Source organism: Streptomyces sp. NBC_00986, assembly GCF_045162565.1.
Taxonomy (GTDB): domain Bacteria; phylum Actinomycetota; class Actinomycetes; order Streptomycetales; family Streptomycetaceae; genus Streptomyces.
Window position 1 is genome coordinate 1,899,437 of the sequence record NZ_CP108733.1, and the last position, 13,662, is coordinate 1,913,098.

Here is a 13,662-nt window from a genome sequence, read left to right on the forward strand (position 1 = left end):
CCCTACATACTCGCGAGTAGTGAGAAGGAGCGCGCCCGTGACCAGCTGGGTCGGCCGTACCGCCGTCGAGATCGCCGCCGCCGTACGCGAGAAGCGGGTCACACCCCGTGAGGTGGTGGCCGAGCATCTCGCCCGGATCGAGCGGCTCGACGGGCGGATCGGCGCGTTCCGGGTGGTGCGGGCGGAGGCGGCGCTCGCGGAGGCCGACGAGGTGGGCGCGCGGGCCGATCTGGCCGAACTCCCCCTGGCGGGCGTGCCGGTGGCCGTCAAGGACAACCTCCCGGTGACCGGCGAGTCCAACCGGGTCGGCTCCGCCGCCACCCCGGACACGCCCGCCGACCACGACCACGTCACCGTGGCCCGGCTGCGGGCGGCGGGCGCGATCGTCGTAGGGCTCACGAACGTGCCCGAGCTGTGCATCTTCGGTACGACCGAGGGCGTCCACGGCACCAGCCGCAACCCGTGGGACACGACCCGCACGGCGGGCGGTTCCTCGGGCGGCAGCGCGGCCGCCGTGGCCGTCGGCATGGTGCCGATCGCGCTGGGCAACGACGGCATGGGCTCGCTGCGCATCCCCGCGGCCAACTGCGGCCTGGTCACCATCAAGCCGGGGTTCGGGGTGGTCCCGGCCGGTATCGGCGACGGCGACTGGTTCGGAATGTCCGAGAACGGCCCCCTCGCGACGACCGTCGAGGACGCCCGGCTGATGTTTTCGGTCATCGCGGACATCGAGGTCGTACGCCCCGACGAGCCCACCACCCGGAGGATCGCCGCCTCCGTGCGCAGCCCGCTCGCCGGAGTGGCCGTCAGCAAGCCGTATACGACCGCCGTGCGGGAGGCGGCCGGGCTGCTGAACAGGGCCGGGCACACCGTGCAGCGGGCCGATCCGCCGTATCCGCTGTCCCTGAGCACCGCGTCACTCGCGCACTGGACGGCCGGCACCTCGGTGGACGCGGCGGGACTCGACCCGCGGAAGCTGACGCGGCGGAGCCGGGTGCACGCGGCGATCGGGCGGCGGTTCGTGAAGAGCGTCCGTACCGGCAAGGCTCGGGAGCAACTCCGGGAGCGCCTCGCGCCGTTCTTCGCCGAGCACGACATCCTGCTGACGGCGGCACTGGCCCGCCGCTCCCCCAAGGCCGGGCCGTGGCACGAGCGGGGCTGGCTGCGCAATGTGCTGGCGAACACCAACTACTCGCCGCTGACGCCTCCTTGGAACCTCACCGGCTGGCCCGCGATGTCGGTCCCGTTCGGCACGCTGCCCTCGGGCGCGCCCTGCGCCGTACAACTGGTGGGGCGGCCGGGGTCGGAGGCGGCGCTGCTGGAGCTGGCGGAGGAGCTGGAGAAGCTGCGCCCGTGGGTGCGGACGGCGCCGCTCGACTGAAGAGCCCGGTAGATCTCGGCTAGAGGGCGCGGTACATGACGTGCAGGCCGACGCGTCCGTCGCGGGGATGGTCGTAGGCGTCCGGCACCGTGCCCAGGATCGTGAAGCCGAGGGAGAGCCAGAGCTTGACGGCGGGGTTGGTCTCGACGACGGCGTTGAAGACCATGCCTCGGAAGCCCTGGTCGCGGGCGGTGGTGAGGATGTGTTCGGCGAGGGCACGGCCGATGCCGCGGCCGCCGTGGTCGGGGTCGACCATGAAGCCGGCGTTGGCGATGCGGTCGGCGGGGCCGCCGTAGTTCGGGGTGACGAAGGCGGAGCCGACGACGGTTCCGGTCTCGTCCTCGGCGACGTACACGCGCTTCGGCGGGCTCGTCCACAGGGCCCGGGCCGCCTCCTCGGAGGTGTCCCGGGCCCAGGTGTAGGTGTCTCCTGCGGCGACGATCCGGTGCCAGAAAGGCCAGATCCGCGGCCAGTCGTCGGCCACGGCTTCTCTGATCAGCATGGGCGTGATTTTCGCACGCCCATGCTGTCGGCGATCGCGACGGGTCCCGTGGGTGTCAGTCCACGCTGGGCAGGATGTGGGGCTCGGCGAGGTCGTCCTCGTAGCCCGCGAGTCGGATGGGGGCGGACCGCGCCCACACGGCCAGGCTGCCGAGCTCGTCGGACCGGTGGCCCGCACGCTCCGTGGGTTCGTTGGGGCGTTGCTCGCGATTCGTCTTTTCCGGTGTCACCGCGCACTCCTTATGTGTCGGGTCACCCGCGGGGCATACCGGCCAGTCTCCGGTCCGGTACCTGAGTCCCGCTCGGGTGTGGGTTGAAGGCAGTTCGGACGCGGTGGCGCCAGTTACTCGTGTGAGAGCAGACCGTTGTGACCGGCTTGTCCCGGGACGGACCATGGGTGTGGGTGGGACCCCTTGTCGCTGTCCGTCTGCCTCAGGTTAACCAAATGAGCAGCCCGCCGCTCGATGGGGCTGAAAACATGGGGTAAAGATTAGAGACATGCAGCCACCGGGGCCGGCCTGCCCGGACCTTGCGGGCTGCCCGAGCCGGTGCGCATCGCGTGCGTGCCCGTGCGACTCGACCAGGTTCCGTCCGGCGGATCATGAAGTCCCTCGGAGCGGTTGTCTTCGACTCCTGAAGCCGCTGTGCGAGGTCGTCCGGACGTCGGCAAAGGCCGTCGCCCGGACGACAGGCCCCCTCCCTGACGCCGCCCTCACAGAACCGCAGCTCAACGAGACGACACCGAGCTCGACCGACCGCTGGAGAGCGCTCCACAGCCCGGCGGAACTTGGTTCGGACCTGTACCGGAACTCCATAGAGCGTCGCCAGGAGACCTGCTCCTGAACCGATCATGTTGAAGCCATTGACGCAGGGAGACCCGAGCCGGACACTCCTGCATTGATACGGCGATTTCCGCCCGGTGAGCAGCCAACTCAGGCTCGTCCCACCCGACATGACGGATCGTCCGTGAGCAGCCGCGTGCACCGGGACCCACGGTGCGGCGGCGCCGACGCAGAGGAGGACGACGAGAGACCGCGGACCCATGATCGCCCTGAGAGCGCTCTCAAAGATGTCAGCGGACCATGTCGCCAGACGGCGGAGACGACCTGCTCCCCGGCCCCACCAGGAGGCAGGCCCCTGCAGCACTCCCATCCCGCATGCTTGACAGGGAGAACCACAACGATGAGAACCTCCCCACCGCCTGCCGTCGCACCGGCCGGCAGACAGAGAACCGTCCCCCTCGTTCTGGGCAGCGCTCTGGTGCTGCTCATCGGCGCGCTCGTAGGCCTGATCGGTGGCGGCGGCAGCGCCTCGGCGGCCGTACCGGGCGCTCCGACCGGCTGGACCACCCTCTTCTCGGACGACTTCAACGGCACGTCCGGCAGCGCGCTGAACCGGACCGACTGGCTGTACGACCTGGGCACCGGTTACGCCGGAGGTGCCGCCAACTGGGGAACGGGCGAAGTCGAATCGGCCACCGACTCCACCAGCAACGTCTACCAGGACGGCCAGGGACACCTGGTCATCAAGGCTCTCCGCGACGGGTCCGGCCACTGGACCTCGGGACGCATCGAGACCCAGCGCACCGACTTCGCCGCCCCGGCCGGCGGACAGCTCCAGATGAGCGCGTCGATCCTCCAGCCCAACCCGGCCAGTGGACTGGGCTATTGGCCCGCGTTCTGGGCGATGGGCGGAGCGGCCCGCCCGGTCGGCGCGACGAACTGGCCGAGCATCGGCGAGTTCGACATCATGGAGGACGTCAACGCGCTGAGCAAGCACTCCACCACCTTCCACTGCGGTGTGTGGGCGGGCGAGTGCCACGACCCCGACGGCATCACCAGCGATCTCCAGCCGTGCGCGGGCTGCCAGACCGGCTACCACACGTACTCCGCGATCATCGACCGCACGAACACCGCGGCGGAGCAGCTCCGCTTCTACCTCGACGGCAGTCTGACCTTCACCGTCAATGAGAACCAGGTGTCGGTCGCGACGTGGCAGGCGGCCGTCGATCACGGCTTCATGGCGATCTTCGACCTGGCGATCGCCGGTTCCTATCCCGACAAGGTCTGCGGCTGCAGTTCGGCCGCGCAGGCGGGCAGCATCACATCAGGTGCCGCGATGAGCGTCGACTGGTTCGCCGTCTACCAGCAGAGCCCGGGCGGGAGCACCACCGGCGGCACGACGACCGGCGGCACCACAGGCAGCACGACGGGTGGCAGTACAACGGGCGGAAGCACCGGCGGGACCACGACGACACCGGACTACACCGCCGGTGTGACGCGGGTGAGCGCCGGTCAGGCGCAGATCACGTTCGTTCCGACCACACCTGCGGCGTACGTCGATGTGCACTACCTCGTCAACGGCTCCAACCAGCAGAACTTCCGGATGACCAACAGCGGCGGCACCTGGACACAGAACGTCTCGCTCACCACCGGTTCCACCCTGACCTACTGGTTCACCTACGAGAAGAACGGGCCTCAGTACGACAGCCCGCACTACACCTACGTCCAGTGAGCCTCCCGGGCCGGCCCGTCAGGACCGGCCCGGGACCCGACCAGCCGCTAGGGAGCGATCCCGACGCCGTCGATCCGGCTCCACGCCCGCTCCTGCGCCGCGGTCATGGCGGGCCAGGCGAGCGCGCCCGGCCGGGGGCGGATCCGTGAGGCGTACGGCGCGGGGCGGAACGCCGGGTCGTAGAAGCACCCGCTGCCGTACTTCCGGTCGAAGGCCGCGCACGACGCCGCGACCGAGCGCGCGGTCGGCTTGCGTCCATGGCGAACCCAAGTGTCCAGAGCCGCAATGGAGTCGGCGTACTCGGAGTCGCTCAGTGCGCTGTGCTCGGTCTCCTTCGTGAAGGTCTGGACGAGGTTGCCGCCCCGGCCCGCGCCCTGGAGCGTGGCGCGGTAGGCCGCCTCGTGCTCGACGAAGGCCGTCGGGTCGTCGATCGCGTGCAGGGTGAGGACCGGGATGGTGACCCTGCCCGTCAGGTCGCTGTCGTAGGAGAGGTCGCGGCGTGCGGTGGGGTCGGCCGAGAACCGTTCGACACCGGCGTTGAGCGCCTTGTCGTCGTGTGAACCCGAGTACCGAACGCCCCGGTTGCTGAAGGGATTGCGGCCGCCGAGGCGGCTCGACACGATGTCCCGGAACGTGAAGGTGGCGAACTGCAGATGGGACGCGAGCGAGCGCTCCGGGATGCGGGTGACGGCGAGGATGTCGTCGAGGTTGCGCTGTTGGAGCGCGGTCCGGTCCGCGGGGTCGGAGGCGTATCCCGTGCACTCCTGGAGGCGGGCTCGGAGCCCGGCGCTCGTCATGGTGGAGTCCGCGCGCAGCCCCTGCCACAGCGGGTACTGCGGCTCGCTCGGGCGGGGGTGGTTGTGGCAGTAGTACTGGTAGACCACCCGGAGGTCGACCCGGTAGTCGTAGCCGCGTGAACCGCCGCCCAGGACACCGCTCGTGAGCAGTGCGCCGTCGTAGGCGCCGGGGTGTCGGCCGTAGGTCTCCGCGACCTTGGCGGCCACGTCGCCGCCCCAGGACTGGCCGTGCACATAGGTCCGCTTCGGCTTGCCGAACTCCGAGACGAACAGCTTTCGTACGTTCTCGGTGTCGGCGGCGGCCATCCGGGTGCCGTAGCCACCGCGGCGGTAGGACGAGCCGGCCCAGGCGTAGCCCTCCTCGACCATCACCGCCCAACGGTTCAGGTCGTCGGTGCTGCGTGCCGGGTCGGAGGAGTCGCCGAGGTCGGGTCCGCCGTGCGCGTGCACGACGAGGGATCCGTTCCAGTGGGTCGGCACGGCCATCGTGTAGTACGCCCCGTTGGTGTCCTGGCCGGTGTAACAGGTCGCCCTGCCAAGGAGGTTGGGCGGGCAGTCGGTCACCGCGGGCCGCTCGGTCTCTGCCCGGGGCGCGGGGGCGTTGCCGAGCGTGCCGAGGAGTGCCGCGGCCACACCGGCGGCCAGTACGGCCCGACGGTGGCGAGGGGCCGGGAGTCTCCGGCGTACCGGTACGGGCGCGTCAAGTGTCGTCACGGGAGCGGCTCCTATGAATTCGCTGTGCGAAGTTGCCCTGCGCACCGTGATGTTAGGAACCGCCGTGAGCGGGGACTACCCGTCGATCATTGCGTTCATAGTGTTCGCCCGTCCTGTGCCGGGGTGGCGGTGACGAGTTGGTGTTTCATCAGGGGCTGGTCGCTCTGCCTGCTGTAGTCGTCGAGTCCGCAGAGGATGTTGAGTTCGGGCATGTAGCCCGCGACGCTGCCGGGCGGGATGTCGTAGGCGATGACGCGGTAGCCGTAGACCGACCGGGTGCTGCCGTCGCGGGCGTGGCTCGTGATGTCGATCAGGTCGAACTCGGCCAGGCCCCGGTCGGCCATGTCCTTGGGGTTCATGAAGAGCAGGGTGCGCAGGTTCTTGACCCCGCGGTAACGGTCGTCGTCGGAGTACACGGTGGTGTTCCACTGGTCGTGCGAGCGCATCGTGGAGAGGACGAGCATGCCCTGGGGCGGGATCACGTCGGGGAGTTCGCTCGCGTGGAACTCGGCACGGCCGGACGCGGTGTGGAACTCGCGCTCGCGGGCGGGCTGGGTGATGCGGAAACCGAGCGGTTCGCGCACCCGGCGGTTGAAGTCCTCGAAGCCCGGGAGGACTTGGGCCATGGTGTCGCGGATCCGGTCGTAGTCCTCGACGTACCACTCCCACGGTGTTGTCGAGTCGGGCAGTGTCGCCCGTGCCATCCCGGCGACGATCGCGCACTCGGACCTGAGGGTCTCGGCGGGCGGCTTGCGCATGCCGAAGGAGAGGTGCACCTCGCTCATCGCGTCCTCGACGCTCACGCCCTGCTCCCCCGTCGCCTGGGTGTCCTTCTCGGTGCGTCCCCGGCACGGGAGGATGAGCGCCCTGCGGCCGTGGACGAGATGGCTGCGGTTGAGTTTCGTGCTCACCTGCACGGTCAGTTCGGTGGTGCGCAGCGCGGCCGTGGTCGCGTCGGTGTCGGGGGCGGCGAGGACGAAGTTGCCGCCCATCGCGACGAACACCTTCACCCGGCCGTCCCGCATCGCCTTGATGGTGCCGACGGTGTCAAGACCGTGGTCACGGGGCGCGGAGATCCCGCACACCTCGTCGAGCGCGTCGAGGAACTCGGGCGTGGGGCGGTGGTCGATGCCGCAGGTGCGGTTGCCCTGGACGTTGCTGTGGCCGCGCACCGGCGAGGGGCCGGCGCCTTCGCGGCCCAGGTTGCCGCGCAGCATCAGCAGGTTCACGATCTCGCGGACGGTGTCCACCCCGTGGTCCTGCTGGGTGACGCCGAGGCACCAGGAGATGACGGTGCGGTCGGCGGCCATGTAGCGGTCGGCGACCTCGCGGATCTCGGTCTCGCTCACCCCGGACTGCCGCACCAGCTCGGCCCAGTCGGTGGCGCGCACCAGGTCGCGGTACGACGCGAAGCCCGAGGTGTGCCGTTCGACGAAGTCGGCGTCGAGCACCGCCGGGTTCTCTTCGGCCCGCTCGAACACCGCCTTGGCGACCCCGCGCAGCAGGGCGAGGTCGCCGCCGATGCCGACCTGCACGTTCTGGTCCCCGGTCGCGGTGGCGTGGAAGGCGGCCATCGCAGCGAACTCGTGCGGCACGATCGTGCGTCGCGCCCCGGCCTCGACGAGCGGGTTGACGTGGACGATCTGTGCGCCGCGCCGGTGTGCCTTGGCGAGCGTGGTGAGCATGCGCGGGGCGTTTGACGCCGCGTTCACGCCCATGACGAACAGCAGGTCGGCCGCGTCCCAGTCGGCGATGTCGCATGTGCCCTTGCCGGTACCCAGAGCGGCCTGCAGGGCACGCCCGGAAGCCTCGTGGCACATGTTGGAGCAGTCCGGCAGGTTGTTGGTGCCGAACTCGCGCACCCACAGCTGGTAGAGGAACGTCGCCTCGTTGTTGAGCCGGCCCGACGTGTAGAAAGCGGCCTGGTCGGGGCTGTCCAGGCCGCGCAGTGTCTGCCCGACCAGCGCGAACGCGTCCGGCCAGGAGATCGGGACGTACGTGTCCGTGGCCTCGTCGTAGACCATCGGCTCCGTCAGCCGGCCCTGGTCCTCCAGCGCGTGGTCCGGCCAGTCGGCCAGCTCGGTGACCGTGTGCGCGGCGAAGAACTCCCGGCCGGCCTTCTTGCGGGTCATCTCCCAGGTGACGTGCTTGATCCCGTTCTCGCAGATGTCCAGGTGCAGGCCCTTGCGGTCGTCGGGCCACGCGCACCCCGGGCAGTCGAACCCGCCGTTCTCGTGGTTCATCCTCACGATCGCCAGCGGCCCGCTGACCGGCTCGCGGGTCCTGGCGAGGACCCGCGTCACACTGCGCGCGGCACCCCACCCCGCCGAGGGTGCCGTGTCGTCCTCCTGCGAGATGTCACCGGGGCGATTGGGCCCACGGCCGCGCGCCGCGACCCCCGGTGCTCCACGCCCCAAGTCGTCGCCGGGACGTCCTTCGGAATCCGAGCGGTCCATGGTGGTGCCCTTCGCTGTCACGACGCCGGTCATCGCATACGCGCTGACGTTGCCCACACCTGTCCGATATGGGCAGATTTTACCGCTCGAGGTGACCGACGCACACGGCGAAGCCCGGGGAGACAACGCTGGGCGGACGACGAGCCCCGCCCCACGGCGACACGGCCCGGGGCCGACGGAAGCCGGGTCAGCCGATGGCCTCGGCCGCCGCCTTGATGAGGCGGGCGGGTGACGCCGGAGTGGCTGGTCATGGCGACGCGGGAGGACGGGGCGCCTCTACGCCTCGCGGGCACCCGCGCGTCGGCAGAACCAACGCTCCAGCGCGGCCGGAATGACCTTGTCCTGGCCGCCGGCGACCAGCCCCCTGGCGTAGACGTCGCGCCGGGCGGCGGTGCTGACGTCGGCGAAGCAATTCACGCCGAAGGGGCGCTGGGTGGCCTCCATGAGTGTGGTCGGCCCGAGAGAGGTCCGCGCGGGAACAATCATCCGACGGCGGAAGATCTCAGACATCGCGATGCCTTGACTCGCGCTGCTGTCAACGGTGTTGGGGCCGTCTACAACACGCTTCGCCGTCAACGGTGTGGGGGCCTCAGACAACTGGCGGTGCCGTCAATGGCGTTGAGTCCGTCCACAACTAGCGGTGCCATCAAGGGAGTCAAGGCATTCGGGCGTACCGGTCGGGTGACGCGCCCGGCACCGGATGCAAGCTGCCGGGCGCGTCGATCTGGCGGTACGTGCGGCGCGACGGCGCCGTCCCTCTAGCGGCCGCTGACGGCGGTGGCGGCCCGGGCGATGACCGCGGCCACGGCGGCCGGGTCGGACACGTACACGGCGTGGCTGCCGGCGGTCTCGGTGACGGTCGCCCCGGCCCGCTCGGACATGATCCGCTGGGCGGGTGGCGGGATCATGCGGTCGTCGGTGGCGACCAGGTACCAGGACGGCCTGGTCCGCCAGGCGGGGTCGGTGACCGCGCCGCCGAGCGCCTCCACGCCCCAGGGGACCTGCGAGTCGGCCATGAACGCGGCGAGCTTCTCGGGTACGTCCGCGGCGAACGAGGCCGCGAACTTCTCCCGGTCCAGGAAGAGGAACCCGTCCTGGGGCGGCAGGATCGGCGGAACCGGAGCGCCGGGCGGCGGGTCCGCGATCAGGGTGTTGACCGACTCGCCCTTGTCGGGCGCGAACGCGGCGATGTAGGCGAGCGCGGCGACGTTGGGGTGGGTGCCGGCCTCGGTGATGACCGCGCCGCCGTAGGAGTGGCCCACCAGCACGGCGGGGCCGTCGAGCCCGTCCAGGACCTGCCGGGTCGTGGCGACGTCGTCGGCCAGCGACAGCGTCGCGTTCTGCACGACGAAGACCCGGTAGCCGTCGGGGACCAGCTGGTCGTACACCCCCTGCCAGCCGGAGCCGTCCACGAAACCACCGTGCACCAGCACGATGTTCTTCACTTCCTGACCTGTGGTCACGACACTGCCTCCTTCGTCCGAGACGTCTGCTCGGGTTCGTTCGGGGAAATGACTGGAACGCTCGCACCCTGGGGGCGAGTTCAGTGGCCGGCCGAAGCCGCGGCCTGCTTGATGAGGTCGGCGGTGGCCTGCGGCTGGGAGACGTACACGGAATGGCTCGCGGCGACCTCCCCCACGTTGGCGCCGGCGCGGTCGGCCATCATGCGCTGGGCGGCCGGCGGGATCATCCGGTCGTCGGTGGCGACCAGGTACCAGGACGGCTTGGTGCGCCAGGCGGGCCGGGTGATCTGGCCGCCGAGCGCGTCCGTGCCCCAGGCGACCTGGGAGTCCGCCATGAAGCCCGCCTCGGTCGCGGGCAGGTCGGCGGCGAACGAGGTGTGGAACTGCTCCCGGTCCAGGAACAGGAACCCGTCCGGGGACGGCACGATCGGCGGGACCGGGGCGCCGGGCGGCGGATCCGCGATCAGGGTGTTGACCGACTCGCCCGCGTCGGGCGCGAACGCGGCGATGTAGGCGAGGGCGGCCACCTTCTCGTCGAGTCCGGCCTCGGTGATCACCGCTCCGCCGTAGGAGTGGCCGACGAGCACGCACGGGCCGTCCAGTGACCGCACGATCCGCAGTGTGGCCAGGACGTCACCGGCCAACGACAGGGTCGGGTTCTGGACCACCGCCACCCGGAAGCCGTCCGCCGTGAGCAGTTTGTGCACCTCCTGCCATCCCGATCCGTCCACGAAACCGCCGTGGACGAGAACGACGTTCTTGATCTCGCTCATGACCCTCTCCCTGCGAAGCGACCTGCGTCGGCTTCCGTCGACTTCCTTGTTCTCGCTGCGGGTCCAGCTTCCGGCCGGGGCGCGGAGGGAGGCATCAGGGGAAACCCTCGACGGCGGGGCGGGGACCCCGTCGGAAATCGCGGAACCCTCGACACGGATGTGCGAGACATGTCGATGATGTGTGCGTGAACGAGGCAGGGATCAAGCATGAGTTGTACGGCCGCGAGGACGCCGTGCACGTCGTGGACGAGCTGTTGGCCGGGGGCGGGAGCGTCGTCGCCGTCGGCGCTCCGGGCGCGGGCAAGACCAGCCTGATGAAGGTCGCGAAACAGCTGGCACGCCGTCAGGGGCGGAGGGTGCTGGCGATCACCCCGACGCAGTTCGAGCGGGGTCTGCCGTTCGCCGGGCTGGCCGAGCTGATCGGCCAGTGTCCGGAGGGGATCGACCGGCACCTTCCGCAGCCTCAACGGCACGCCCTGGCGGTCGCGTTGCAGCACGCCGAACCCGACGGGCCCGAGGTCAGTGCGCTGGCGGTGCCCCTGGCCGTCCGGGGTGTGCTCGATCACCTGTGCCGGTCGGAGCCGGTGGCGCTGTTCATCGACGACCTCCAGTGGCTCGACCAGTCGAGCGTGGGCAGCCTCGGGTTCGCGGTCCGCGGCGTCTCCACCGGGCCGGACCGGCTGAGCGTCCTGGTCGCGACCCGGCCGGACCCGGACACCGGCACCGACCTGCTGCGCAGTCTGACCGAGCCGCGCCGCGACCTCGTGCTGCGCCCCCTGGACGAACGGGCCGTCGGACAACTGCTGCGCAGCCGCCTGGGCCCCCGGTGGACCCCGCCGAGGTGCGCCGGAGTCGCGCGCGCCAGTGCCGGAAATCCGTTCCTGGCCCTGGAGATCGCCAAGGCCATGCAGGCCGACGGGCCGCATCGGGGTGGCATCACCTGGCGGGGCAACGATCCCGTCTTCCCGGTCCCGCCCACCCTGGCCGGACTGCTCGGCGAGCGCGTGACACGACTGCCGGACGACGCCCGTGACGTCCTCACCCTGGTGTCCGCGGCGGGCCGGCTGACCCTCGCTCAACTGCAGGCGATCGTCGCGCCGGACCGGCTCGCATCGGCCCTGGAAGCCGCCGCCGACGCCGACGTGGCCACCGTGGGCGCCGAGTCCGCCGTCGCCTTCGCCCACCCGCTGCTGGCCTCGGCCCTCTACGACGCCGCCGCCCCGGCGGACCGCCGCCGCGCCCACCGGCTCCTCGCCGACACCCTCGACGATCCGGTGGAACGCGCACGCCACCGCACGAAGTCCATCACCGTCCCCGACGACCGGGTCGCCGGGGAACTGGAACGGGCCGCCGGCATCTCACGCGCCCGCGGGGCCCGGCAGCTGGCCGGGGAGCTGCTGGAGGGTGCCGCGCTGGCCACGCCGTACGGAGACGACGGGCAGGCCGCCTTCGGCCGCTGGCTGCGCGCGGCGGACAACTACGTCGACGCCGGCGACGAGGAGGCGGCCCGAACGGCCTTGGACCGGGCCACCGCCCTGGCCGGGCTCCCCGAGCGGCAGGCCCAAGTGATGGTCCGGCGTTCGCAGTTGGCCGACGACATCCCCTCGGGGCGGCTCTTCGCCGAACAGGCCTTCCGGCTCTCGCCGCCCGACGGCGAGCTCCGCGCCGAGATCCTGTACAGACTCGGCAGACATCACCGCATGGAGGGCCGGGGCGGCCTCGCGCTGCGGCTCACCCAGATGGCGCTCGTCCAGGCCGCGGCACACCGGCGCCAGGACATCCAGCTCGCCGCCCTCACCCAGCGCCAGGCCATCGAACGGCTCTGGGGAACCGGCGTCCCCGGACGGTCACTTCACGAATTCCGGGAGCTGGCCACCGGCGCGGGCCGGGACCAGCCGCCGGAGGGATGGGAGTGGGCCTGGATGCACGCGTTCTTCGCCTCATGGCACGACCCGGCGGCCGAAGGGCACACACGCGACGCCATCGCCTCGGCGGTCGACGCCGGACGGTACGCCGACCTGTCGTACCTCTACATGTGTCTGATCCTCGTCCTCGTCCGCCGCTCGGAATTCCGCGAGGCCCGTGCCGCGCTCCGGGAGGCGGACCACTCCGGGGCCTGGACGAGTTCCACCGGGGCCCTGCAGGAGGACATGGCCAGGATCCTGGTGACGGCGTACGAGGGGAACCTCGACGAGGCCCGGAGCTGCGCCCGGCGCGCGGTCGCCCGGCCGCTCGTCAGCTCCTCGACCTACTGGCGGGGCATCGTCCTCGCCCTCCTGGGGTTCATCGAGGCCTCGGCCCGCGACTGGCCGGCGGCGCTCGGCGCCCTGCGCGAGGTCGCCGGCATCCTCACCGCCACCGGGATGGTCGCTCTGGAGCAACTCCTGTGGGCCGTCGACCACTGCGACGCGGCACTGCAGACGGGCTCCCACGACGAGGCCCGCACCGCCATCGGCATCCTGCGGCGCCAGGCGGCGGCCGGCCAGCCGGAGGCGGCGGTCGCCGCGGACCGGTGCCAGGCCCTGCTGACGGCCGCCGCCGGAGACATCGAGGAGGCGCTGGCCCAGCTCCGGGCGATCGTCCGACTGCCGGACGCGGAAAGCCCCTTCGAGGCGGCCCGGTCCCGGCTGGCGCTGGGACAGGTCTACCGCCGCGCGGGCCACAAGGCCCTCGCCAACGAGACCCTGAACGCGGCCGCTCGCGCCTTCGACGAGCTCGGTGTGCCGCGCTGGTCGGAACGAGCGCTCGCCGAGGCCGAACGCACCGGACTGCGCCCCGCCACCGGCACACTGACGGCGAGCGAACACCGCGTGGCCGAACTCGTCGGGGAGGGCCGCTCCAACCAGGAGACCGCGGACCTGCTGTTCATGTCCGTCAAGACCGTCGAGGCCAACCTCACCCGGATCTACCGCAAACTCTCCGTACGCTCACGAACGGAACTCGCGAACCGGCTCGGCACCCGCCGGTCGGCCCCGGACACCGGCGGCGAACTGGTGTGACGCACAAGGGATTCCGGGATCCCGGCTTCGTTGCGCGTGCCCGTCCGCCGTGCTTGGCTCGCCC

At 71.1% G+C, this 13,662-nt stretch carries 10 protein-coding genes; 3 read left to right on the forward strand and 7 right to left on the reverse strand.

All coding sequences use genetic code 11. The annotated features are described in order from the left end of the window. Positions 1–37 precede the first annotated feature (37 nt). Positions 38–1,381: an amidase gene (locus tag OG504_RS08400; RefSeq protein ID WP_405989180.1), complete on the forward strand. Its 1,344-nt coding sequence runs from the start codon at positions 38–40 to the stop codon at positions 1,379–1,381. A gap of 19 nt (positions 1,382–1,400) precedes the next feature. On the opposite strand, the gene OG504_RS08405 is transcribed toward OG504_RS08400, so the two are convergent. Next, positions 1,401–1,883, reverse strand: a complete 483-nt coding sequence (locus tag OG504_RS08405) for a GNAT family N-acetyltransferase (protein WP_405989181.1) — start codon at positions 1,881–1,883, stop codon at positions 1,401–1,403. Between the two features lie 55 nt (positions 1,884–1,938). Further along, positions 1,939–2,112 carry a hypothetical protein gene (locus OG504_RS08410; protein ID WP_405989182.1) on the reverse strand — a complete coding sequence of 58 codons (174 nt, stop codon included), beginning with the start codon at positions 2,110–2,112 and terminating at the stop codon, positions 1,939–1,941. A gap of 952 nt (positions 2,113–3,064) precedes the next feature. Here OG504_RS08410 and OG504_RS08415 point away from each other — a divergent pair. Next, positions 3,065–4,396, forward strand: coding sequence for a glycoside hydrolase family 16 protein (locus tag OG504_RS08415; RefSeq protein WP_405989183.1), 1,332 nt, complete (start codon positions 3,065–3,067; stop codon positions 4,394–4,396). A 47-nt stretch (positions 4,397–4,443) separates the two neighbouring features. Here OG504_RS08415 and OG504_RS08420 read toward each other — a convergent pair whose 3' ends face one another. From OG504_RS08420 to OG504_RS08440, 5 genes are all read right to left on the reverse strand, one after another. After that, the gene (locus tag OG504_RS08420) at positions 4,444–5,907 is read right to left on the reverse strand and encodes a hypothetical protein (RefSeq protein WP_405989184.1); all 1,464 of its coding nucleotides are present in this window, start codon (positions 5,905–5,907) and stop codon (positions 4,444–4,446) included. Between the two features lie 95 nt (positions 5,908–6,002). Further along, positions 6,003–8,363 (reverse strand): FdhF/YdeP family oxidoreductase, encoded by a 2,361-nt coding sequence (locus tag OG504_RS08425; protein ID WP_405996280.1) that lies wholly within the window; start codon positions 8,361–8,363, stop codon positions 6,003–6,005. Between the two features lie 276 nt (positions 8,364–8,639). Then, positions 8,640–8,873: a hypothetical protein gene (locus OG504_RS08430; RefSeq protein ID WP_405989185.1), complete on the reverse strand. Its 234-nt coding sequence runs from the start codon at positions 8,871–8,873 to the stop codon at positions 8,640–8,642. Positions 8,874–9,121: 248 nt separating this feature from the next. Beyond that, the gene (locus OG504_RS08435; RefSeq protein ID WP_405989186.1) at positions 9,122–9,826 is read right to left on the reverse strand and encodes an alpha/beta fold hydrolase; all 705 of its coding nucleotides are present in this window, start codon (positions 9,824–9,826) and stop codon (positions 9,122–9,124) included. Positions 9,827–9,906: 80 nt separating this feature from the next. Further along, positions 9,907–10,599, reverse strand: coding sequence for an alpha/beta fold hydrolase (locus tag OG504_RS08440; protein WP_405989187.1), 693 nt, complete (start codon positions 10,597–10,599; stop codon positions 9,907–9,909). Positions 10,600–10,784: 185 nt separating this feature from the next. On the opposite strand from OG504_RS08440, the gene OG504_RS08445 reads away from it, so the two are divergent. Then, entirely contained in the window at positions 10,785–13,598 is a 2,814-nt protein-coding gene (locus tag OG504_RS08445; RefSeq protein ID WP_405989188.1) for an AAA family ATPase, read from the forward strand. The last annotated feature ends 64 nt before the right edge of the window (positions 13,599–13,662 follow it).